The 21,874-nt window shown below is 62.1% G+C and carries 21 protein-coding genes; 12 read left to right on the top strand and 9 right to left on the bottom strand.

The annotated features are described in order from the left end of the window. Window positions 1-69: 69 nt before the first annotated feature. The 6 genes from lgt (at window position 70) to TM49_RS10430 (ending at window position 6,147) form a co-directional block, all read left to right on the top strand. Window positions 70-888, top strand: coding sequence for a prolipoprotein diacylglyceryl transferase (gene lgt, locus TM49_RS10455; protein ID WP_045685110.1), 819 nt, complete (start codon window positions 70-72; stop codon window positions 886-888). Further along, window positions 885-1,991 (top strand): class I SAM-dependent methyltransferase, encoded by a 1,107-nt coding sequence (locus tag TM49_RS10450; RefSeq protein ID WP_045685109.1) that lies wholly within the window; start codon window positions 885-887, stop codon window positions 1,989-1,991. The genes lgt and TM49_RS10450 overlap by 4 nt, the downstream gene beginning before the upstream one ends. An 87-nt stretch (window positions 1,992-2,078) precedes the next feature. Then, window positions 2,079-2,867, top strand: coding sequence for a peptidoglycan editing factor PgeF (pgeF, locus tag TM49_RS10445; RefSeq protein ID WP_045685108.1), 789 nt, complete (start codon window positions 2,079-2,081; stop codon window positions 2,865-2,867). 27 nt (window positions 2,868-2,894) lie between these two features. Further along, the gene (locus tag TM49_RS10440) at window positions 2,895-4,046 is read left to right on the top strand and encodes a M24 family metallopeptidase (RefSeq protein WP_045681097.1); all 1,152 of its coding nucleotides are present in this window, start codon (window positions 2,895-2,897) and stop codon (window positions 4,044-4,046) included. Between the two features lie 82 nt (window positions 4,047-4,128). Further along, window positions 4,129-5,001: a hypothetical protein gene (locus TM49_RS10435; RefSeq protein WP_052699804.1), complete on the top strand. Its 873-nt coding sequence runs from the start codon at window positions 4,129-4,131 to the stop codon at window positions 4,999-5,001. 213 nt (window positions 5,002-5,214) lie between these two features. Then, complete coding sequence (locus TM49_RS10430; protein WP_045681096.1) at window positions 5,215-6,147, top strand: ribose-phosphate pyrophosphokinase; 933 nt, start codon at window positions 5,215-5,217, stop codon at window positions 6,145-6,147. 47 nt (window positions 6,148-6,194) lie between these two features. Here TM49_RS10430 and TM49_RS10425 read toward each other — a convergent pair whose 3' ends face one another. After that, window positions 6,195-8,210 carry a putative bifunctional diguanylate cyclase/phosphodiesterase gene (locus TM49_RS10425; RefSeq protein WP_045681095.1) on the bottom strand — a complete coding sequence of 672 codons (2,016 nt, stop codon included), beginning with the start codon at window positions 8,208-8,210 and terminating at the stop codon, window positions 6,195-6,197. A 281-nt stretch (window positions 8,211-8,491) separates the two neighbouring features. On the opposite strand from TM49_RS10425, the gene TM49_RS10420 reads away from it, so the two are divergent. The 3 genes from TM49_RS10420 (at window position 8,492) to pth (ending at window position 12,594) form a co-directional block, all read left to right on the top strand. Continuing rightward, complete coding sequence (locus TM49_RS10420; protein ID WP_045681094.1) at window positions 8,492-9,127, top strand: 50S ribosomal protein L25/general stress protein Ctc; 636 nt, start codon at window positions 8,492-8,494, stop codon at window positions 9,125-9,127. 292 nt (window positions 9,128-9,419) lie between these two features. Beyond that, entirely contained in the window at window positions 9,420-11,783 is a 2,364-nt protein-coding gene (locus tag TM49_RS10415; protein ID WP_082074701.1) for a putative bifunctional diguanylate cyclase/phosphodiesterase, read from the top strand. Window positions 11,784-11,874: 91 nt separating this feature from the next. Continuing rightward, the gene (gene pth / locus TM49_RS10410; protein ID WP_045681092.1) at window positions 11,875-12,594 is read left to right on the top strand and encodes an aminoacyl-tRNA hydrolase; all 720 of its coding nucleotides are present in this window, start codon (window positions 11,875-11,877) and stop codon (window positions 12,592-12,594) included. Between the two features lie 12 nt (window positions 12,595-12,606). Here the strand turns inward: pth and clpS are convergent, their stop codons facing one another. Further along, complete coding sequence (gene clpS / locus TM49_RS10405) at window positions 12,607-12,918, bottom strand: ATP-dependent Clp protease adapter ClpS (RefSeq protein WP_045681090.1); 312 nt, start codon at window positions 12,916-12,918, stop codon at window positions 12,607-12,609. A 234-nt stretch (window positions 12,919-13,152) separates the two neighbouring features. On the opposite strand from clpS, the gene ychF reads away from it, so the two are divergent. Further along, on the top strand, window positions 13,153-14,256 hold the full coding sequence (ychF, locus tag TM49_RS10400) for a redox-regulated ATPase YchF (protein ID WP_045681088.1): 1,104 nt from the start codon (window positions 13,153-13,155) through the stop codon (window positions 14,254-14,256). 21 nt (window positions 14,257-14,277) lie between these two features. Here ychF and TM49_RS10395 read toward each other — a convergent pair whose 3' ends face one another. Continuing rightward, window positions 14,278-14,556 carry a BrnA antitoxin family protein gene (locus tag TM49_RS10395; RefSeq protein WP_082074700.1) on the bottom strand — a complete coding sequence of 93 codons (279 nt, stop codon included), beginning with the start codon at window positions 14,554-14,556 and terminating at the stop codon, window positions 14,278-14,280. Continuing rightward, window positions 14,498-14,917: a BrnT family toxin gene (locus tag TM49_RS10390; RefSeq protein ID WP_144409679.1), complete on the bottom strand. Its 420-nt coding sequence runs from the start codon at window positions 14,915-14,917 to the stop codon at window positions 14,498-14,500. The genes TM49_RS10395 and TM49_RS10390 overlap by 59 nt, the downstream gene beginning before the upstream one ends. Here TM49_RS10390 and TM49_RS10385 point away from each other — a divergent pair. Next, on the top strand, window positions 14,916-15,398 hold the full coding sequence (locus tag TM49_RS10385; RefSeq protein ID WP_045681084.1) for a glutathione peroxidase: 483 nt from the start codon (window positions 14,916-14,918) through the stop codon (window positions 15,396-15,398). The genes TM49_RS10390 and TM49_RS10385 overlap by 2 nt on opposite strands. Window positions 15,399-15,403: 5 nt before the next feature. Here the strand turns inward: TM49_RS10385 and TM49_RS10380 are convergent, their stop codons facing one another. The 4 genes from TM49_RS10380 to petA form a co-directional block, all read right to left on the bottom strand. Beyond that, the gene (locus TM49_RS10380) at window positions 15,404-15,937 is read right to left on the bottom strand and encodes an adenine phosphoribosyltransferase (RefSeq protein WP_045681082.1); all 534 of its coding nucleotides are present in this window, start codon (window positions 15,935-15,937) and stop codon (window positions 15,404-15,406) included. A gap of 104 nt (window positions 15,938-16,041) precedes the next feature. Further along, complete coding sequence (locus tag TM49_RS10375) at window positions 16,042-16,896, bottom strand: cytochrome c1 (RefSeq protein ID WP_045681080.1); 855 nt, start codon at window positions 16,894-16,896, stop codon at window positions 16,042-16,044. A gap of 25 nt (window positions 16,897-16,921) precedes the next feature. Then, on the bottom strand, window positions 16,922-18,202 hold the full coding sequence (locus TM49_RS10370) for a cytochrome b (protein WP_144409535.1): 1,281 nt from the start codon (window positions 18,200-18,202) through the stop codon (window positions 16,922-16,924). A gap of 14 nt (window positions 18,203-18,216) precedes the next feature. Next, window positions 18,217-18,795, bottom strand: a complete 579-nt coding sequence (gene petA, locus TM49_RS10365) for a ubiquinol-cytochrome c reductase iron-sulfur subunit (protein WP_045681076.1) — start codon at window positions 18,793-18,795, stop codon at window positions 18,217-18,219. Window positions 18,796-19,057: 262 nt separating this feature from the next. On the opposite strand from petA, the gene TM49_RS10360 reads away from it, so the two are divergent. After that, complete coding sequence (locus TM49_RS10360; protein ID WP_052699801.1) at window positions 19,058-19,993, top strand: endonuclease/exonuclease/phosphatase family protein; 936 nt, start codon at window positions 19,058-19,060, stop codon at window positions 19,991-19,993. Here TM49_RS10360 and TM49_RS10355 read toward each other — a convergent pair. Continuing rightward, window positions 19,990-21,864 carry an ABC transporter ATP-binding protein gene (locus TM49_RS10355; protein ID WP_045681074.1) on the bottom strand — a complete coding sequence of 625 codons (1,875 nt, stop codon included), beginning with the start codon at window positions 21,862-21,864 and terminating at the stop codon, window positions 19,990-19,992. The two genes, TM49_RS10360 and TM49_RS10355, sit on opposite strands and share 4 nt — an antisense overlap. Window positions 21,865-21,874 lie beyond the last annotated feature (10 nt).

Raw genomic sequence — 21,874 nt, 5'->3', positions numbered from 1 at the left:
AGCCGCCATCTTCGCGCCGACCATAGAGGAAACCGCCCCTTGCTGCCAGACAATATCGTTCTTGCCTCGATGACCTACCCGGCCATCGATCCGATCGCCTTCCGGCTCGGCCCGCTTCAGGTTCACTGGTATGGGCTTGCCTATGTCGCCGGCATCCTGCTCGGCTGGCTCTATGCGCGGCTTCTCCTGAAGCGGGAAAGCCTCTGGCCGGCGAATACGGCACCGATGACCACGGCGAAGCTCGATGACTTCATCACCTGGTCGGTGCTCGGCATCGTCATCGGCGGCCGGCTCGGCTACATGCTGTTCTATGCCTCCGACATGCTGTTCGCCAACCCGCTCTCGATCTTCAAGATCTGGGATGGCGGCATGTCCTTCCATGGCGGCCTCATCGGCATGATCGTGGTGATGCTGCTGTTTTCCCGAAGGAACGGCATTCGCGTCTGGTCGCTGTTCGACCTGATCGCCACCGTGACGCCGATCGGCCTGTTCTTCGGCCGGATCGCCAACTTCATCAACGGCGAGCTCTGGGGCCGGACATCGGACGTGCCATGGGCCATGGTGTTTCCCGGCGCCGGCGACCTGCCGCGCCATCCGAGCCAGCTTTACGAAGCCGGGCTCGAGGGCATCCTGACCCTCGTCATCCTGTTCGTCTGCGTCTTCGTCTTCGGCACGCTGAAGCGCCGCGGTTTCACCGCCAGCCTGTTCGTCTGCCTTTACGCCCTTTCGCGCATCTTCGTCGAATTCTTCCGCGAGCCGGATCCACAACTCGGCTATCTCCTTGGCGGCTGGCTGACCATGGGCATGCTGCTGTCGCTGCCGATGCTTGCGATCGGCCTTTGGGGCATCTGGAACTCCGGCCGCATGGCGCGCCGGGAGGCGCCGTGACCACGCCGCTCGCCGCAAAAATCCGCCGCCTGATCGCGGCGGACGGGCCGATGCCGGTCTCGACCTACTTCCAGCTCTGCCTTGCCGACCCAGAATACGGCTATTATCGAACCCGCGACCCGCTGGGACGCGGGGGCGATTTCACCACCGCGCCGGAGATCTCCCAGCTTTTCGGCGAACTCGTCGGCATCTTCCTCGTGCAGGCCTGGCAGGCTCATGGCGCCCCGGCAAACACGGTGCTGATCGAAGGCGGCCCGGGACGCGGCACGATGATGGCCGATATCCTGAAGGTGATCGAGACGCTGGCGCCGCCGCTTTATGCCACCCTTTCCGTCCGCCTGCTGGAGACGAGCCCGACACTGCGCGCGCGACAGGCTGAAACCCTGAAGCGCCATGCCGAAAGGCTCAGCTGGATCGACGCCCTTGGCGAGGCGCCCGAGGGTCTCTGCCTGTTCGTCGCCAACGAACTGTTCGACGCCATCCCGACGCGCCAGTTCGTCAAAGCGGGAGGCGGCTTCTTCGAGCGAGTGGTGACGCTCGACGACAACGGCAACTTCACCTTTTCGACGGCCCCGGCCCGGCTTGACCCCAAGGCCCTGCCCGACGGCACGGCGCCCGAAGGGGCGATCTTCGAGACGGCGCCGGCTCGCGAAGCGCTGATGGCCGAGCTTTGCGCCCGGCTGAGGGCCGGTGGCGGCACCGCCCTGATCATCGATTACGGCCATCTTGAGAGCGGGTTCGGCGACACGCTGCAAGCCGTGCGCGATCATTCCTTCGATCCGGTGCTGGACCACCCCGGCGAGGCCGACCTCACCAGCCATGTCGATTTTGCCGCCCTTGCGGCGATTGGCCGCGCGGAAGGGCTGCATGTCCACCCGATGATGCCGCAGGGCGCGTTTCTCGCCGACCTCGGCCTCGGGCCCCGCGCCTCGGCGCTTGGACGCGGCAAGGATGCCGCCACGCAAGCCTCTATCGTCACGGCCGCCCGCAGGCTCGCGGGAAACGGCGAAGGCGAGATGGGCGACCTTTTCAAGGTGCTCGCGGTCTCAAGCCGAAAGCTTGCGCTTATTCCCTTCGAGCAGCCGGAAGCAGCAGCCCCCTGACCCGGCCGGATTGACAAGACCGGCTCCCGCGCTCCACCATTCCTGCAATCAATGACGGAAACACCGATGCTAGACGACAGATTCGAGATGGCGGAAAGCGGCGCGATCGCCCCGATGACGAGCGTGTTCATGACCGAACGGCTCGCCCCGGCCGGCATTCGCCACGGCTTCTTCACCCGCCGCGGCGGTGTCTCCACCGGCATCTACGAAAGCCTCAATTGCGGCGCCGGCTCCGCTGACCGGCCGGAGGATGTGGCGGAAAACCGGGCGCGGGTTGCACGCTGGTTCGGCCATGGCGCGGAGCGGCTTGCGAGCCTGCACCAGTGCCACTCCGCCGAAGCGATCCGCATCGATGCCCCATTTGCCGGAAAGAGGCCTGAGGCAGACGGCATGGTGACGCGCACGCCCGGTCTCGTGCTCGGCATCCTGACGGCCGATTGCGGCCCGGTTCTGTTCGCCGATCCGAAGAACGGCGTCATCGGCGCCGCCCATGCCGGCTGGCGCGGCGCCTTCAGCGGCATCCTCGAGGCGACAGCGGAGGCGATGATCGCGGTCGGCGCGGAACGCCAGTCGATCGTGGCCTGCCTTGGCCCCACCATCAGCCGCCGGGCCTATGAGGTCGGGCCGGAATTCGTCGACCGTTTCGTCGAAACGGACCAGGCCTTCGCACGCTTCTTCACACCGTCCTCGGCGGACGGCCACGCGATGTTCGACCTGCCTGCTTTCATCGGCCTCAGGCTTGAGCGCGCCGGCATCGCGCACGACATCATCGATCACTGCACCTATGAGGACGAGGACGGATTGTTTTCCTATCGCCGCACCACCCATCACGGCGAGAAGGATTATGGACGCCAGCTCTCGGCCATCGCATTGTAGGGCGCATCTGCGCCAGGGGAGACGACTATGGCACTTGCCTTTGATAGCGAAGAATATGCAGCACGGCTGGAACGGCTGAAGGCGGCAATGGCCGAGAAAAAGCTCGATGCGCTCCTGCTGTTCGCGCAGGAAAGCCTCTATTGGCTGACGGGTTACGACACGTTCGGCTTTGTCTTCTTCCAGTGCCTCGCCGTCACGGCAGACGGCAAGATGACGCTTCTGACGCGCTCGGCGGATGTGCGCCAGGCCCGCCAGACCTCCAATATCAGCGACATCCGCATCTGGGTCGACCGCGGCCAGACCGACCCCAGCCGAGACCTGAAGGAGATGCTGGCGGATCTTGATCTGCTCGGCTGCCGCATCGGTGTCGAATACGACACCCACGGCATGACCGGCCGCGCGGCGCATCTGCTCGACAGCCAGCTGCAGACCTTCGGCCAGCTCGAGGATGCGTCCTACCTCGTTTCCAATCTTCGCCTGATCAAGAGCCCTGCCGAAATCCGCTACATCGAACGCGCTTCCGAACTCTGCGACGACGCCTTCGATGCCGCGTTGCCGCTGATCGTGCCGGGCGGCGACGAGGCCGAGATCCTTGCGGCCATGCAGGGCGCCGTGCTTTCCGGCGGCGGCGATTATCCGGCCAACGAATTCATCATCGGTTCGGGCGAAAGCGCCCTGCTCTGCCGTTCCAAATCCGGGCGTCGGCGGCTTGATGACAATGACCAGCTCACCCTCGAATGGGCCGGAGTCTGGGCTCGTTATCACGCTGCGGCCATGCGCACGGTCGTTATCGGCGAGCCGACCGACCGGCATGTTGCGCTCCACGGCGCCGCCCGCGCAGCACTCCAGGCGATCGAGGAACTGCTGCGACCCGGCCACACCTTCGGCGAGGTGTTCGACAAGCATGCCGAGATCATGGATGCGCGCGGCCTGTCGCGTCACCGGCTGAATGCGTGCGGCTATTCGCTCGGCGCCCGGTTTGCGCCCTCGTGGATGGAACACCAGATGTTCCATGCGGGCAATCAGAACCCGATCCTGCCATCGATGTCGCTGTTCGTGCACATCATCATCATGGATTCCGACAGCGGCACGGCGATGACTCTCGGCCGGACCTACCTGACCGGCGAGGACGAACCACGACCGCTCTCGCGGCTCGGGCTCGACCTTTACACAAAATAAACGATGATCGTGCCCGTCGATTGACAAGCCATCCCGGCGCTCCGAAAATCGCGAACGATTTCAAAGCAAAGGGCGAAACGACGTGCGACGGGTTACGGCCATCATCCTCTGTGCGACCCTCGTTTCGGGCTGCACGACCAGCGATGTGCTGACGGTGGACAGCAGCGCGACGCCGCCAGAGAGCATCGGCACGCAGGGCGCCACGCTTCAGCCCGCCGAACCGATCGCGGCAGCCCCGCAGGCAAGCGTCTCGCGACAGGCGCTCGCCCCGCCGCAATCGGCACCCGCCACCTACGGCACTGCGCCGACATATAGCGCGCCGACGCCATCGGCGGCGACGGCGCCCGCGACAACCGTCTACGACGATACACCGGGAACGGGACGGGCCCCGAGCACCTTCGGCGCCCAGGCCGCCAGCATGCCTGCGCAGTCGCGGCCGGTGGCCGTTCAGCAACCGCCGGCTGCCGCCGTCGCCGCGCCACCTGCCGCCGTCGCCGCCCCCGCCGCCGTGGCGCCTGCAGCGACCACCACCGCACCTGCGAGTGCGCCGGCTACACAGACAACTGCGCAATCCCTGGCGAGTGCCGATACGATCCGCTTTCTGCCGATCATCGGCGCCCCGTCCGACAAACTCGAAGCGCTCTCCACCCGGCTCGGCGATACCGCCCGTGCCGCCGGCCTCACCATCATGCCGATGGATAACGACAGCGCCGAAATCAGCCTCAAGGGCTATTTCTCGGCCGTCAACCAGGATGGCGTCGTCTCGGTGGTCTATGTCTGGGATGTGCTCGGAACCGATGGCACCCGGCTGCATCGTATCCAGGGCAACGAGGCCGCAGCCAGTGGCGGCTTCACCGGAGCCGACCCGTGGGCCGGCGTTACCGACGAGATGATGGCATCGATCGGACAGAAAACCGTCGGCGAGTTGCTCGCCTGGCTCGACAGTCAGGGATGAGCACCGGATGCGTCCGGGAAGCGAAGGAAGCTTTTCGTGCGAAAGCGGGTATTGTCGCAGTGAAAACCGGCTCGGCGTGCGGCCGACTGGTTTGCGCGCCTGAAAACTCCGTGTAAAACCCCGATAAAACGTGCCTTCGTCAACAATTACCGCCTTGCATTCACCGGCAGGGGTATTAAAAGGCGGGCAGAGCGAGCGAACGGGCGACATCACATGAAAGTTTTCGCAGGCAATTCCAATCGTCAACTTGCCGAAGCGATTTGCAACTACCTCAACGTCCCGATGGGCAAGGCCAGTGTCCGGCGGTTCGCCGACCAGGAAATCTTCGTTGAGATCCAGGAAAACGTCCGCGGCGAAGATATCTTCGTCGTCCAGTCGACGTCCTATCCGACCAACGACCACCTGATGGAACTGCTGATCATGATCGACGCCTTCCGGCGCTCGTCGGCAAGGCGCATCACGGCGGTTCTTCCCTATTTCGGCTACGCCCGGCAGGATCGGCGCGCCTCGGGCCGCACACCGATCTCGGCAAAGCTCGTTGCCAACCTGATCACCCGCGCTGGCGCAGACAGGGTTCTGACCCTCGACCTGCATGCCGGCCAGATCCAGGGCTTTTTCGATATTCCGACCGACAACCTGTTTGCGGCACCGGTCCTTGCACGCGACGTCAAGGCGCGCCGCAACCTTGAAAACGTCATGGTCGTTTCACCTGACGTCGGCGGCGTCGTGCGCGCCCGCGCTCTGGCCAAGCGCCTCGACTGTCTGCTCGCCATCGTCGACAAGCGTCGCGAGCGTCCGGGCGAGTCCGAAGTGATGAACATCATCGGTGACGTCGAGGGCAAGGAATGCATCCTGATTGATGACATCATCGATTCCGGCGGTACGCTCTGCAACGCCGCCGAAGCACTTCTGAACAACGGCGCCATCAATGTCACCGCCTACATTACCCACGGTGTGCTTTCGGGCAATGCGGTGGAACGCATCACCAATTCCAAGCTTCAGGAACTGGTGATCACCGACTCGATCCAGCCGCGCAGCGATATGGTGACCGCGCCGAACATCCGGGTGATCTCCACCGCGCCGCTGATCGGTGAGGCCATCAACCGCACCAGCCACGAAAGCTCGGTTTCGAGCCTCTTCGACTGATCCGACGCCACTTTTTTTCCAGCTTTTGCGCCAGCGTGCGCCGCCGGCTAACCGTTCACCAGGTCCTCGATTTCGGAGCGCGGTTTCGGGCGCCCGAAATAGTAGCCTTGCGCGCGCGGGCATCCCTCGCGCTGCAGGAAGGCAAGCTGTTCCTCGGTTTCGACCCCTTCCGCCAGCACGCGGATGCCGAGGCTCTTGCTGATGATCACGGTCGAGCGGCATATGGCCGCCGATAGTTCGTCATGCGGCAGACCGGCGACAAAGCTTCGGTCGATCTTGATCTTGTCGAACGGAAACTGCTGTAGCGTCGTCAGCGACGAATAACCTGTGCCGAAATCATCCATCGCCACTTTCACCCCGAGCGCCTTGACGGCTTCGATGGAAGCAAGGGCCCTATGGAAGTCATCGACGATGCCGCTTTCGGTGATTTCGAGCTCAAGCCGCTCTGGCGGCAATCCGGTCTCCTTGAGCACGGCGCCGACGATCTGCGCCAGATTCGGGTCGGCGAGCTGCTCGGGCGCGACGTTGACGCCGACCTGGAAGGGGTTCTTCCAGGTCACGGCGTCGGCCGCGGCCTGCCGGAGCACCCATTCGCCAAGGACGTGGATGAAGCCGGTGCGTTCGGCAAGTGGGATGAACTCGTCCGGCGGAATGAAACCGTAATCCCTGTGGAACCACCGCAGCAGAACCTCGAAGCCGAAGATGGATCGGTCACCGGTCAGGTGCTGCTGCTGATAGTAGAGCTGAAACTCGCCGTCCTCGAAGGCGCGCCTGAGGTCAAGCGCAAGCGCATTGAGCCGTCTTTCGCCGTGATCGACGCCGGCGTCATAGAAGGTGACGTCACGTGTTCGCTTGGCGCGCAGCAGCGCGGCGTCTGCTCGGGCTACCAGTTCGTCGCTCACCTGACCGTCATCGGGGAAAACGGCAATTCCCGCATCGAGGCGCACCACGAACTGCTGCCCGCTCCAGCTCGCCGGCCGGGCAACCTCCTGGATCACGCGGCGCAGCAGCCGCTGGACATCGCCGCGATGCTGGAGGTCCGGGATCAGGATCGCGAATTCGTCGTTTCCGGTCCGCGCCGCGAACACACCAGCCGGAAGCGAGCCACGCAGGCGCGCCGCCACCGACGACAGCACGAAGTCACCAGCGGCATGGCCGCGGACATCGTTCAACCCCTTGAAACCGCGGACATCGAGAAAAGCCAGTGCGAACTGTATCCCGCCAGCGCCCTTCTCGCTGATGAGGCGTGCCAGCTCTTCACCCATCGCCGTGCGGTTCGGCAGACCGGTGAGCGCATCATGGACGCTGGCGCGACGCACTTCGGAACGGACGTTTTCGCGGTTCTTGATGTCGAGCAGCAGCAGCGACAGACCGAGCACCACCACCATGCCCGAGCCCTGGATGGTGAAGAACACCATGGTCTGCGTCTGCAGACCGCTGTTCGGCAGGATGATCGAACCATCCGGCACGAAGGTGAGTCCGGCGATCGAGACGAAATGGACGCAGACGATCGAAACGGTCAGCAGCAGCGCCGCTGCCAGGCCGTGATAGCGAAACCGCATCCGGACCAGGGTGGAAAAGGCGAGCATGCCGAACACCATTCCGGAGATCAGGCAGGCGATGATATAGGGCGTCGACCACACCAGATAGCCAGGCACGTCGTAACCCGACATGCCGATGAAATGCATCAGCACCACGCCGAGGCTGACCACAGCGCCACCCGCTTCCACCAGAAGCGAGCGACCTGCATTGCCGATGATGAAGATACCGACCGTCGTCGTGACGATCACCGAACCCAGCGAGAGAAAGGTCAGCAGCGGATCGTAATTGTGCGGCAGGCCGACATCATAGCCGAGCATCGCGATGAAATGCGTGCACCATGCCGTCATGCCGCCGACGAGCCCGGCCAGCAAGAGCCAGAGCCATGACTGGCTACGCGGCGCCTGACGCACGCGCGTCGTCAGGCTGATGGTCAGCGCGCCGCCGATCAGGGAAACGAAGAGTGCGGCGGCTATGGCGCTATGGGAATGTTCGACCGCAAGACACGTGACGAGGTTGTTCAAAAAAAACGGGCTCCGACAGCTAAGGGATGCGATATGGTGCCTTCTTATGAGCATCCTCGCAAGCAAACAGCCGACGCTTCCATAAAGCAAAAGCCGGAAAAGTGAAGTGTGATGCGTGCATTCGCGGGCTTTTGCTTGCGTTTTTTGCCGGTCTACTCTATAGGCACCCAGTCCGTGCAGACACCCTTGGAGGCAGCGCGGATGGGAGAATGCGTTCTCCCGTTCCGAACGGCGCTCGATGTGCCCGCAGGAACACTCCACAACACCTGAAAGGATATGCCATGAGCAAGAATCAGAGCACGCTCACGGCCGAAGCGCGCGAACGGGTCGGTAAGGGGTCCGCCCGAGAACTGCGCCGCACCGGCAAGATTCCCGCCGTCATTTACGGCAACAAAGAAGCCCCGGTTTCGATCGCTATCGATCGCAATGAAATCACCAAGCGCATCTTCGGTGGTGGCTTCATGACGACGACGTTCACCGTCGAGGTCGGCAAGGACAAGTACATGGTCCTGCCGAAGGACTACCAGCTCGATCCGGTCCGTGATTTCGTCATGCACGTCGACTTCCTGCGGATTTCCGAGAAGAGCACCGTCACGGTTGCCATTCCGGTTCACTTCGCCAATGAAGACAAGTGCCCCGGCATCAAGCGCGGCGGCGTCCTCAACATCGTGCGCCATGAAGTCGAGTTCCATTGCCCGGCCAATGCGATCCCGGAGAGCATCACCGTTGACCTGATTTCGGCCAACCTCGGCGACTCGCTCCACATCTCGGCTGTCAAGCTGCCGGAAAACGTCACGCCGGTCATCACCGACCGCGACTTCACCATCGCGACGATCGCCGCTCCTGCTGGCCTGAAGTCCGATGCCGAAGAGACGGAAGAAACCGTCGAAGAAGCCGAAGGCGAAACCGAAGAATAAGATTTTCCGATCTACGGAAATTCGGCCGCCGGCGTTCTGCGCCGGCGGTTTTTTTGTGGCTGCTCTCACCATGAATGCCAGGCAGCCGGCGCATTCCGCAGTCCGATCCGGTGGAACGCGACCTGAAAAAAGCACTGTCCGCCAGCGCTTGACCGCTCTCCACTTGTCATGAATGCTATTGCGCGATCCGCGAAAAAGCTGCATCCTTTTAGAAAGAACCCACTTACATTAGAGTTTACTAATTAATAGATGCCTATTTTCGCCCTTTCGAATGCCGGGATAACCTGAACGCATGGACAGAATGCGAGGCGGCCTCAAGACGATTCCTGCTCTGATATGCCTTGCCGGGCTGAGCGTCGCCCTCGTGCTGATCGCAAGCTATGACTTCGTCACAGCGGAAATTCGTGCCACCGGACGATTGGAACGGCACATCGCGCTGCTTGCGGAATTCGGCGCGCCGGCCATTTCGACGGCGCTGGCCACTGGCGATGACAAGACGATTCTTGCCATTGCGCGCGCCATTGCCGGTGATCCCAATGTCGCCCGCCTTGAGATCGATGACAGGGACGGACGCAGCCGCGTTGCTGTTTCGGAGCCAGCGGGCGGCACCGAAAGCGCATTGAAATCAGTCACCAAGCCGATCGTCTCCGGTGCCGAGACCGGCCTTGCCGAAATCGGCAGGCTGACGCTCTACTTCCAGACGCCGCCGACGCCCATATTGCTGGACCCGGGCAATCTGACCATCCTCTTCACATTGATGATCGTGATCGCCGGCACCCGCAAGGGCGTCGGGCGCTATCAGCCGTCCGCGCCAAGCGTGAGCCAGCGTCGGGCGCGGCTGAGAGCGCGGCGAAAGGCACGGGATAAACGCAAGCGTGCCGCCTTTCGACGCCGCGGCGTTGTCATGCCCCTTGGCTTGCCTGTTCCCGCCGGAGAGCCTTCGGGCGGCCCGCTGGATAGCGTTACCGAAATGGCCTGGCTGATGACCGAAGTCGGCAAGATCATCGACGTCAGCGATGGCTGGCTGAAATATGGCGGCTATGGCCGCGGCAGGGTCATCGGCAAGCCGTTCTCCCGTTTCCTGCAGGAAAGTGACCGGTCGGCCTTCGAGGACAGGCTCAGGCGCATGCAGCAGGATCGTCTGCCACAGAACTGGGTCTTGCAAATGGCGAGAGCCGACGGCCACTTCGCCGATATATGGTTTTCGGCAGCGCCGGTCCCCCTTCCCAATGGCGGCACCGCGACGCTTGCCGTGATGAAGGACATTTCCGAGCTCATCGATCTGGAGACCAAGACCAATGCACCGGCGATCTCCGACTATCTGACAGGTCTCTTGAACCGTGTCGGTTTCGAGAAGGCGCTGGAGCGGCTTATCGACAATGCTCCGCCCGACATGCGCATCACCTGTCTCGTCGTCGATATCGACCGTTTCGAGGCCGTCAACGACAACCATGGCCACAGCGCCGGCGACGAACTGCTCAGGGCTTTCGTGCGACGACTGCGGTCGACGCTTGATAGTGTTGCCCTGGCGGCAAGGCTCGGCGGCGACGAATTCGCCTTCGTCGTCCTCGATGACGGCGATGACCGGCTTGTCCGCAGTCTGGCCGAGAGGCTGCATGCCACCTCGGAACTGAACTTCTTCGTCAACGGCGTCACCGTCGCCACCACGGTCAGCATCGGCATCGCCGCCTATCCGAACGATGCGGTAGGGCCTGAGGAACTGGTGCGATTTGCCAATATCGCGATGTCGCGCCAGAAGCGCATGGGCCGCAACGGTACGCAGTATTTCCGTCAGGAAATGCTGGCGCACACACGCATGCGCGCAGAGACGGAAGCCGATATCATGCGCGGACTGGAAAACGGCTGGTTCGAACCGTTTTTCCAGCCGATCGTCTGCCTGAAAACCGGCGCGATCTCGGGTTTCGAAAGCCTGATGCGGCTGCGCCATCCCGACAAGGGGCTGGTGACCCCGGACGCCTTCATCCCGGTGGCGGAGGAGACCGGGCTTCTCACAAGCATAGGCCGGCAATTCTTCGTCAAGGTGCTGCAAGGGCTGAATGCACTCGATGCGGAAGCGCCCGAATCCAACTTCGAAATCGCCGTCAACCTCTCGCCGGTGCAGATGACACCCGCAATGATCGACTTCATAGCGGAAAAGCTGGCAAAGCATGGTGTCGCCCCGGCCCGCCTCGTCATCGAGATCACCGAGGCCGTATTTCTTGAGGATACGCCGGATATCCGCGAAAGCCTGGCGAAACTGCGACAGATCGGCTGTCAGGTCGCGCTCGACGACTTCGGAACCGGCTTCTCGTCGCTTTCCTATCTCGCCCGCTTTCAGGTCGACAAGATCAAGATCGACCAGAGCTTCACCAAGGGCCTGACCGATTGCGATCCGACCGTCGCAAACCGCGCCCGCCGGCTGATTGAAGGCATTGCCGCGATTTCAAAGAACATGGACTGCGAGATGATTGCCGAGGGCGTCGAGGCAATCGAGCAGGCCCGGCAGGTGCGCGCCATCGGTGCGGACAAGGGCCAGGGCTACCTCTTCGGGCGCCCGCTCGCGCTCGCCGACGCGACCTGCGCGCTCCGCGACCTAGCCGCCGGCGCCCTCATCAATGCGCCCGACATCGTCGAAGGCCTCGACTTCGAACGCTGACGTGCCTTGCCGCGGCGCATCAGGCGCCCTATTGACAGGTGGAGCCCAAAGCGCTGGAACAGGGCCGAACTTCCACGAAGGACTAAGCGTCATGATGATCATCGCCGGCCTCGGCAATCCCGGCAGCCAGTACAGCGGCAACCGCCACAATATCGGCTTCATGGCCGTCGACGCGATTGCCGAGCGCAACGGGTTTTCATCCTGGTCTGCCAAATTCAAGGGGCTGATCGCCGAAGGCAGCCTCGCCGGGGAAAAGGTGCTGCTGATCAAACCGCAGACCTTCATGAACCTTTCAGGCGAAAGCGTTGGCGAGGCGATGCGTTTCTACAAGCTCTCCACCGATGATCTGGTGGTCATCTACGACGAGCTCGACCTCATGCCCGGCAAGGCGCGGATCAAGACCGGCGGCGGCTCCGGCGGCCACAATGGCATCAAGTCGATCGACGCCCATTGCGGCAAGGACTACCGGCGCCTGCGCCTCGGCATTGGCCACCCCGGCACCAAGGAACGGGTCCACAGCCACGTGCTCGGCGATTTCGCCAAGGTGGATGCGGAATGGCTGGAGCCGATGCTTGCGGCGCTTGCAGAAAACGCAGCGCTGCTGGTGCGCGGCGAGGATTCGCAGCTGATGAACAAGCTTGCGCTTTCAACGGGCGGTGGCTCTGCGCCTCAGCCTGCCCCAGCGGCCAAACCGGCGCCCAAGGCCAAGTCCCATATCCACAAGGCGCGCGACCGCGGCCAGAAGAAGATGCCCGAGAGCGGGCCGATGGCCGACATGCTGAAGAAGATGTTCGGCCAGAAGAAGGATTAAGGAAGCGCGCGCTTATTCCTCGGGTTCTGTGGTGAACATCAGCGGGAAGCCAGCCTGCTTGGCAAGATCGACCGCCTCCTTCGCCTTGGTCTCGGCGATATCGCGGCTATAGACCGCGACGAGACAGGTGCCCTTCTGATGGGCGGTGATCATCACCTTGTAACCGGCATCCTCGCCCATGCGGAAAACCGCCTGCAGCACCATCAGCACGAATTCGCGCGGCGTGTAGTCGTCATTGACCAGAATGACCTTGTAGAGGCGCGGCTTTTCGACCTTCACCCGCGTTTTGGTCTTGCGCCTTGTATCGGAGCCCGTGTCGCTCATGACCGACCCGCTCGCTTTCCCGTAAGATTGAAGAGAATTGCGGCCATCACCGTGGCCCGCCACCATGCCGTAAATTGACATTCAGCAATGGCGGCATTCTAGCCTCTCAGGTCCCGCTTTCGCAAGTGCAGAAGCCAGAAAAGCGCGGTTTCGGCGATCAAGCCTTGACCCGGGCCACCTACATCGCCCATAGCCAACGGCCAGTAACGCCATTTAAAAACGCAGGATATCCCCATGGGCTTCAAATGCGGAATTGTCGGCCTGCCCAACGTCGGCAAGTCGACCCTTTTCAACGCGCTGACCAAGACCGCCGCAGCGCAGGCCGCAAATTATCCCTTCTGCACGATCGAGCCCAATACCGGCGAGGTCGCCGTTCCCGATGCGCGCATGGATGCACTCGCCGCGATCGCCGGCTCGAAGGAAATCATCCCGACCCGCATCTCCTTCGTCGACATCGCCGGCCTCGTGCGCGGCGCTTCGAAGGGCGAAGGCCTCGGCAACCAGTTCCTCGCCAACATCCGCGAGGTCGACGCCGTGGTGCATGTGCTGCGCTGCTTCGAGGACGACGACATCACCCATGTCGAGGGCCGCATCAACCCGGTTGCCGATGCCGAGACGATCGAGACCGAGCTGATGCTCGCCGACCTCGAAAGCCTCGAACGCCGCGTCGACCAGACGCGCAAGCGTGCCACCGGCAAGGACAAGGAATCGCTTGCGATGCTCCCCGTGATGGAAGCCTCGCTCGCGCTACTGCAGGACGGCAAGCCGGTGCGTGGGCTGAATGCCACGCTCGACGTCGAAGAGCAGAAGATCCTGAAGGGCCTCAACCTGCTGACCTCGAAACCGGTTCTCTATGTCTGCAATGTCGCCGAAAGCGATGCCGCAGAGGGCAATGCCCACACCAAGGCCGTTGCCGAAATGGCTGCCCAGCAATCCGCCGAAACCGTCATCATCTCGGCCGCGATTGAAGCCGAGGTCGCCCAGCTCGAGGCCGAAGAGGCTGAAATGTTCCTCTCCGAAATGGGCCTCGAGGAGCCCGGCCTCGACCGCCTGATCCGCGCCGGCTACAAGCTGCTCGACCTGATCACCTATTTCACGGTCGGTCCGAAGGAAACCCGCGCATGGACCATCCGCCGCGGCACCAAGGCACCGCAGGCCGCCGGCGTGATCCATACCGATTTCGAACGCGGTTTCATCCGCGCCCACACCATCGCCTATGACGACTTCATCGCTTTCAAGGGCGAGACCGGAGCCAAGGAAGCGGGCAAGGCCCGCGACGAAGGCAAGGAATATGTCGTCGCCGACGGCGACGTGATCCATTTCCGGTTCAATACGTGATCGGGAGGATGCCCACCGGCCTCAGCGCCGATGGGCATCCGCATAGGCTTTCAGCACCGCCTGCATCTGCGTCAGATGGCCTTTGCCCTGCGCCTGTTCATAGAAGAATTCGAACACCTCCGGGTCGAGCTTCAGGTGAACCGAACGCTTTGGTGCCGGCGGCTTGAGTTCGGCCTTTGCCCAGAATGCCGGACCGAGGCTCTCTCCGGCCGCGGCGTCGCGACCGTCGACAAGCTTACCGTCATCCTTCATCTTTCTGAGCTGCGCCAGCGACCCGTGCTTCGTAGATCCTTCGCTCATCACGGCCTCCTTTCCAGGCTGTAATCAATCGGCGTATGCCGCCCCGGTCGGTGTGGACAACGACGAAACACTCGTCGTCGACCATGCCGAGTGAAATCTCCCGCCGCTCGCCATAGTCCCGACGGTCATCTTCGCGCGTCAGCACTACCCCTTCGAAGATCAGAGCGGCGTAGAGGATATCGACCCCGCGTTCTGCGAGAATCCGCTGTCGTTTGACTTCGTCCCACTGAAATTCCAAACCGCTCTCCCCTGCAGCTTGAAGGTTATGTATACACGAATAGTGTACAATTTTCAAGTTTTGCTTGAATGGCACCCTTTCTCGGCACACAGTCCGGCCACGAGGCAATGTGAGGAATGACATGACCATCTACCAGTTCTCAGTCAGAGGTATCACCGGCGAGGAGATCAGCCTCGACAGGTATCGCGGCCAAGTGCTGCTCATCGTCAACACGGCGAGCGGTTGCGGGTTCACGCCGCAATATGAAGGGCTGGAAGCGCTTTATCGGCGCTATCGCGACAAGGGGTTTGTCGTGCTCGGCTTTCCCTGCAACCAGTTCGGCGGGCAGGAGCCGGGGGCCGAAGCGGAGATTGCCACTTTCTGCAAGACGCAGTTCGACGTCGACTTTCCAATGTTCTCGAAAATCGACGTCAACGGCGAGCATGCGCACCCGCTGTTCAGATATCTGAAGAAGGAAAAGGCCGGTATCCTCGGTTCCGGCATCATCAAGTGGAACTTCACCAAGTTCCTGATCGGGCGCGATGGCGAACCCGTGGCACGCTTCGCGCCGACCACCAAGCCCGAGGAAATCACCGACGACATAGAAAAGGCGCTTGCGGCCTGAAATGCTCAGTGGCCCTCGAATTCGACCAGCGAGCGCACCTCGACGTCCATGGCTTCGAGCTTCTTGCGGCCGGGCAGGTCCTTGAGGTCGATGATGAAGCAGGCGGAGACGATCTCGGCACCCATCTGGCGCAGAAGCTTGACGGCGCCCTCGGCGGTGCCACCGGTAGCGATCAGGTCGTCGACGAGGATGACCTTCTCGCCGGGCTTGATCGCATCGACATGCATCTCCATCGTGTCTTCGCCGTATTCGAGCTGATAGGCCATTGAAACGGTCTTGTTCGGCAGCTTGCCCTTCTTGCGGATCGGCACGAAACCGGCGGAAAGCTGGTGTGCCAGCGCGCCACCGAGAATGAAGCCGCGCGCCTCGATACCGGCGATCTTGTCGATCTTCATGCCGACATAGGGCTGGACGAGCTCATCAACGGCGCGGCGGAAGGCGCGCGCATCGCCAAGCAGCGTGGTGATGTCACGAAAGATGATGCCAGGCTTCGGGTAATCCGGTATCGAACGAATGGCAGCGACAAGGTCTGTCGTCATCTTCTAGCATCCTCATTTCGGCAGCCCCACCGGGGCGGCAAATTCATCAAGACATCAAAAGGGCGGCCGGAGCCGCCCCTTTGTTCAACGTCACGTTCGAAAAATCAATCGTGCTTGCGCGCGTACAGTGATTTTTTCGTCAGATAGACAAGCACCGTCAGCACCACCAGGAAAACCATGACGACAAGTCCGGTCTGCTTGCGGTCCTCGAGCTTCGGCTCTGCCGTCCACATCAGGAAGGCCGCAACATCGGTCGCGTACTGGTCGACGGTCTCAGGCGCACCGTCATCATAGGAAACAATGCCATCCGACAGCGGCGGCGCCATTGCCAACGAGGCGGCATTGGCGAAATACGGATTGTAGTGCGTACCCGTCGGGATTTCGACGCCTTCCGGCGGTTCCTGATAGCCCGTCAGCAGCGAGTGGATATAATCCGGCCCACCCTCCTGATACTGGGTGAACATGTCGAAGATGAAGTAGGGGAAGCCGCGGGTGATGCCGCGTGCCTTGGCCATCAGCGACAGGTCCGGCGGCGCCGCACCGTTATTGGATGCTGCCGCCTGTTCGGCATTGGCAAACGGCGCCGGGAAATAGTCCGACGGGATGCCCGGCCGGTCGTACATGTTGCCGTCATTATCCGGCCCGGCCTCGATATCGTATTCGGCGGCGAGCGTCTTCACCTGGTCTTCCGAATAGCCAAGATCGGTCAGCGTGCGGAAGGCGACCAGGTCCAGCGAGTGACAGGCGGAACAGACTTCCTTGTAGACCTTCAGCCCGCGCTGGAGCTGGCCGCGATCATAGGTGCCGAACGGCCCGTGAAAGCTCCAGTCGGTGTGGTGCGGGTGCTCGATCGGATAGTGCGGCGTGCCGCCCTCGTGGGCTTCTTCATCCGCCGCCAGGGCCGCGCCGGCCGGCAACAGAAGTGCCGCGAACAGGAGATGTGCGATAAGTTTTTTCATGAGAATTTCCCCTCCTCGCCCGCCGTCATTCGCCGGCCGCGGCCGGCTGACGCCGGGCGGCCTCTTTCTCGAGCACCGCTTCGGTTATCGAATTCGGTATCCGCAGCGGTTTTTCGATGAGCCCAAGGACGGGCATGATGACGAGGAAAAATCCGAAATAATATAGCGTTCCGAGCTGCGACAGCACAACGAACACGCCTTCCGCCGGCTGCGATCCCAGCCAGCCGAGCATCAGGGCGTTGGCCACGAACAGCCAGAAGAACATCTTGTACCACGGCCGATAAACGGCGGAGCGGACCTTCGACGTATCGAGCCAGGGCAGGAAGAACAGGATCAGGATCGAGCCGAACATCACCAGCACGCCACCGAGCTTGGAGTCGATCGGGCCGATGTTGAAGGTGATGGCGCGCAGCATCGCGTAGAACGGCAGGTAGTACCATTCCGGAACGATGTGCGACGGCGTCTTCATCGAATCAGCCGGGATGTAGTTGTCCGGATGGCCGAGATAGTTCGGCAGGTAGAAGATGAACCAGGCATAGACGATGAGGAAGACGGTAACGCCGAGCGCATCCTTGATGGTCGCATAGGGCGTGAAGGCGACGGTGTCGCTCTTCTGCTTGACCTCGACACCGGTCGGATTGGTCTGCCCGGTCACGTGCAGCGCCCAGATATGCAGGATCACCACGCCGGCAATCATGAAGGGCAACAGATAGTGCAACGCGAAGAAGCGCTGCAGCGTCGGCTCGCCGACGGCAAAGCCGCCAAGGAGGAGCTGCTGCACCCAGTCGCCGATTAGCGGGAATGCCGTGAAGAAGCCGGTGATGACGGTGGCGCCCCAGAACGACATCTGCCCCCAGGGCAGCACATAGCCCATGAAGCCGGTTGCCATCATCAGGAGATAGATCACAACGCCAAGCATCCAGAGGATCTCGCGCGGCGCCTTGTAGGAGCCGTAGTAAAGGCCTCGGGCGATGTGCAGATAGACGGCGATGAAGAAGAACGAGGCGCCGTTGGCATGCATGTAGCGCAGCAGCCAGCCATGATTGACGTCGCGCATGATCTTCTCGACCGACAGAAAGGCTGCCCCGGTCGAGGCCGTGTAGTGCATGGCCAGCACGACGCCCGTCGCGATCTGCACCAGCAACATTACCGAAAGCATGGCGCCGAAGGTGTAGGCATAATTCAGATTGCGCGGCACCGGATAGGAAACGAAGCTGTCGTAGAGCATCCGCGGCAAGGGCAGGCGCGCATCCACCCATTTCGACACGCCATTGCTCGGCTCATAAGTCGAGTGTCCACTCATGATTCAGTCTCTCCCCCTCAACCGATCCTGATCACAGTGTCGGACGTAAATGCGTATAGCGGAATGGCAAGGTTCTGCGGCGCAGGGCCTTTGCGGATACGGCCCGCCGTATCGTAGTGCGAGCCATGACAGGGACAGAACCATCCGCCGAAATCGCCGGACTGGCCGAGCGGAATGCAACCGAGATGAGTGCAGGAGCCGATCATCACGATCCAGTTCTCCTTGGCCTCGCCTGCCGAGCGATCAACGTCGGTCGCCTGGGCGTCGGCCGGGAGATTCTCATTGCGGGCGATCGGATCCTTGAGATCGGAGAGCGGCACTTCCTTCGCCTCATCGATCTCCGCCTCGGTGCGGTTGCGGATGAACACGGGCTTGCCGCGCCACTTGACGGTCAGCGACATGCCCGGCTCGAGGCTCGAGACGTCGACTTCGACGGTCGAAAGCGCCAGCGTCGAGGCATCCGGCCGCATCTGGTCAATGAACGGCCAAGCCACTGCTGCCGCTCCCACGGCGGCCGCCATGCCGGTTGACAGATACAGAAAATCACGCCGGGTCGGTTCGCCGGAATGGTCCGTCGAAACAGTCTCGTCTTGCACCGCTATCCCTCCATCAGCTGATGCCGCTGCCGCCGATACCCTACCTCCCTCGCCTCTCGTCGCGAAAGTACCATGACAGCGTCTTATGATCGCCAAGTTTTATGCGCGATCACTTACGATGTCCAGTGTCTGAGAAATTTCAGCCACAGTAGATCGCTTGCGGCAGTGCAGCATTGGCCGATCCCGTTGCTGGGGATTGCGGCGAGTGCTAGCCTGACGCCGGCTATTGCCTTTTAACAATTTTCATTTCCGGAATTCTATTGTGAGCCATGTGAAGACCATCGCCGGTACCTTTGCCATTCTTGCCATTTTGCTTTGCCTGCTGCCTTCGCTTTCGCGAGACTGGTTTTCCGCCTTCATCGGCGGCATGCGATTGCACATCGCGATCGCGGCATTTCTGTTTTCCCTGGCTTTTATCTGCATCGGCAGGACCGCCTGGCATGCCCCTCCCCTGTTCATTGCCGCAGCGCTGCTGCTCTATGTCGGATATCTGCATGAAACCGTGGTCCAGCGCGCTGCAGCAGGCACGCCCGGTGCCTCCTTCAGGCTTATCGAGTTCAACATGCTCGGCGACAATGATCGCGGCGGCGATATCGCCGCATGGCTGATCGCCGAAAAGGCGGATGTGATCTATGCGCTGGAATCGGGACCGCTCCGGGCGCATCTGCCCGAGCTTGAGAAGGTCTATCCCTATCGCATTGGCTGCGGCGAGATGACGACGAGATGCGACCTGATGATGCTGTCGCGCCATCCCCTGGAGGACGGCAAGCTCCTGTCAATGGGATCTCTCCGCTCAGAGCGCTTCATCAGGGCCTCGATCGAGCTTGACGGCAGACAGGTCAATCTCGTCGCCGCCCACTTCACCAAACCCTTCTTCGACGCGATCCAGCAGGATGAACTCAGGGTCGCGCAACGAAGGTTGCGGCGGATCGAGGGACCGGTCGTACTCGGCGGCGATTTCAATTCGTCTCTGCTGTCGCCGGATATCATCGCCTTCATGAAAGCCTCGGGCCTCAGGGCCCATGCCCACGAACCGCGCACATGGCCGGTCAATATACCCGCGATCGGCCTGCCCATCGACCATATCCTGGTGCGCGCGCCGGCGCATATCGACAGCCTGAAGCGGATGCCGGATGCGCTCGGGTCCAATCACTTCGGCCTGATCGCCGATATTTCCCTGAGAGAGACGGCCCGTTAGGCCTCGGTTTCAGCGCCATCCACCGGCAGGAAACCGCCGGACTGGCGGGCCCAGAGTGCGGCATAGATACCGCCCTGCTCCAGCAGTTCCTGATGCGTGCCCGACTCGACGATGCGGCCCTTGTCCATGACGATCAGCCGGTCGAGGGCGGCGATGGTGGAGAGGCGATGGGCAATGGCGAGCACGGTCTTGCCCTCCATCAACTTCATCAGGTTGGCCTGGATTGCCGCTTCGACTTCCGAATCCAGCGCCGAAGTCGCTTCGTCCAGCACCAGGATCGGCGCGTCCTTCAGCATCACCCGCGAGATCGCGATGCGCTGGCGCTGGCCGCCGGAAAGCTTCACGCCGCGCTCGCCGACATGGGCATCAAGCCCCTTGCGGCCGCGCATGTCGGAGAGATCGGCAATAAAGCTATCGGCCTCGGCGCGCTCGACGGCTTCCCAGAGCATGTCGTCGCCGGCGCCCTCCTTGCCGAAACGGATATTGTCACGAATGGCGCGGTGCAGCAGGCCGGTATCCTGCGTTACCATGCCGATCTGCGCCCTGAGGCTTTCCTGGGTGACATCGGCGATGTTCTGGCCGTCGATCAGGATCCGGCCGTCGCTGACATCGTAAAACCGCAGCAGCAGATTGACGAGCGTCGACTTGCCGGCGCCCGAGCGGCCGACAATGCCGACCTTTTCGCCGGCGCCGATGACAAGCGAGAGATCACGAATTACCGGCCCGCCGCCCTCGTAACCGAAATCGACATGCTCGAAGCGAACCTCGGGGCGGCGGATCGCAAGCTCTGTCGCATCCGGCTTGTCGACGAGGCCGATGGGCTCGGCGATCAGTTCGGCCGAGTTCTGGATTGTGCCGATCGCGCGCATGATGCCGTTCAGCTGCATCATCAACCGGCCGAGCATCATCGAAAGCCGAAGCGCCAACCCGAGGGTGAACGCGACATCGCCGGAAGAAATGTTGCTCGAAAACCAGAGGTCGATCGACACGGCCGCGATCGCCGTGATCATCACGCCCGAAAGCAGGTTGAGCGCCGCGCGCACGCCGGTGATCAGCCGGGTGAAGCGCTGCACGCGCTCGATCAGCCGCTCGAAGCCCTGGCGCATGTAGCCGTCATTGCCCACGTCATTGCCGAAGAGCTTGAGCGTGAGGATGTTGGAAAAGGAATCGACCATGCGGCCGGACATCATCGAATTGGCCTCGGCCAGTTCGCGGGCGTTCTCGCGGATGCGCGGCACGAAATAGCGTGCCAGCAGCAGAAAGATCGCGATCCAGAGCGCGATCATCGCCGCAAGCCGCCAGTCGAGCGCGGCCACCAGCGCCATGGTCGAGATCGCGTAGATCGCCATGAACCAGACGACTTGCAGTAGCGAAGACATCAGATCGCCGATCGACTGTCCCGCCGCACTCACCTTGGTGACGATACGGCCAGCGAAATCGTTCTGGAAGAAATTCAGCGATTGGCGCGCGACATAGCGATAGGACTGCCAGCGGACCAGATTGGTGAAGCCGGGCGTGATCGTCTGCTCTTCGACCAGCATGGACAGCGAAAGCAGCAAAACGCGTACGACGACCATGACGAAGGCCATGGCGAGGAGCACGCTTCCATGGCTTGCGATCAAGCCCGACCAACCGGCCTCGCGCGGGGTGGCGTCGAGAATATCGATCAGCACGCCCATGAACCAGAACGACGCCGTCTCCATGAGCGCGCCGCCACCACCGAGCACGAGCATGGCAAAGAAGGGTAGCTTTGCCTGCCTGAGGTAAAACCAGCAGAACGCCATGAGCGAGCGCGGCGGCTGTTCCGGCGCGCGATCGGCAAGCGGATCGATCCAGTTTTCGAAGATGCGGGCAATCGAGCGAAAGATCATGGAGGAGCCA

Origin of the sequence: Martelella endophytica, from assembly GCF_000960975.1 — a bacterium.
Taxonomy (GTDB): Bacteria; Pseudomonadota; Alphaproteobacteria; order Rhizobiales; family Rhizobiaceae; genus Martelella; species Martelella endophytica.
This window is presented reverse-complemented; position numbering and strand designations above follow the sequence as displayed.

Bases quoted from the DNA above. Each gene is read 5' to 3' on its own strand.
- lgt (WP_045685110.1), top strand. From the start codon at position 70: ATGACCTACCCGGCCATCGATCCGATCGCCTTCCGGCTCGGCCCGCTT.
- pgeF (WP_045685108.1), top strand. From the start codon at position 2,079: ATGGCGGAAAGCGGCGCGATCGCCCCGATGACGAGCGTGTTCATGACC.
- TM49_RS10440 (WP_045681097.1), top strand. From the start codon at position 2,895: ATGGCACTTGCCTTTGATAGCGAAGAATATGCAGCACGGCTGGAACGG.
- TM49_RS10430 (WP_045681096.1), top strand. From the start codon at position 5,215: ATGAAAGTTTTCGCAGGCAATTCCAATCGTCAACTTGCCGAAGCGATT.
- TM49_RS10420 (WP_045681094.1), top strand. From the start codon at position 8,492: ATGAGCAAGAATCAGAGCACGCTCACGGCCGAAGCGCGCGAACGGGTC.
- TM49_RS10415 (WP_082074701.1), top strand. From the start codon at position 9,420: ATGGACAGAATGCGAGGCGGCCTCAAGACGATTCCTGCTCTGATATGC.
- pth (WP_045681092.1), top strand. From the start codon at position 11,875: ATGATGATCATCGCCGGCCTCGGCAATCCCGGCAGCCAGTACAGCGGC.
- clpS (WP_045681090.1), bottom strand. From the start codon at position 12,918: ATGAGCGACACGGGCTCCGATACAAGGCGCAAGACCAAAACGCGGGTG.
- ychF (WP_045681088.1), top strand. From the start codon at position 13,153: ATGGGCTTCAAATGCGGAATTGTCGGCCTGCCCAACGTCGGCAAGTCG.
- TM49_RS10395 (WP_082074700.1), bottom strand. From the start codon at position 14,556: ATGAGCGAAGGATCTACGAAGCACGGGTCGCTGGCGCAGCTCAGAAAG.
- TM49_RS10385 (WP_045681084.1), top strand. From the start codon at position 14,916: ATGACCATCTACCAGTTCTCAGTCAGAGGTATCACCGGCGAGGAGATC.
- TM49_RS10390 (WP_144409679.1), bottom strand. From the start codon at position 14,917: ATGTCATTCCTCACATTGCCTCGTGGCCGGACTGTGTGCCGAGAAAGG.
- TM49_RS10380 (WP_045681082.1), bottom strand. From the start codon at position 15,937: ATGACGACAGACCTTGTCGCTGCCATTCGTTCGATACCGGATTACCCG.
- TM49_RS10375 (WP_045681080.1), bottom strand. From the start codon at position 16,896: ATGAAAAAACTTATCGCACATCTCCTGTTCGCGGCACTTCTGTTGCCG.
- TM49_RS10355 (WP_045681074.1), bottom strand. From the start codon at position 21,864: ATGATCTTTCGCTCGATTGCCCGCATCTTCGAAAACTGGATCGATCCG.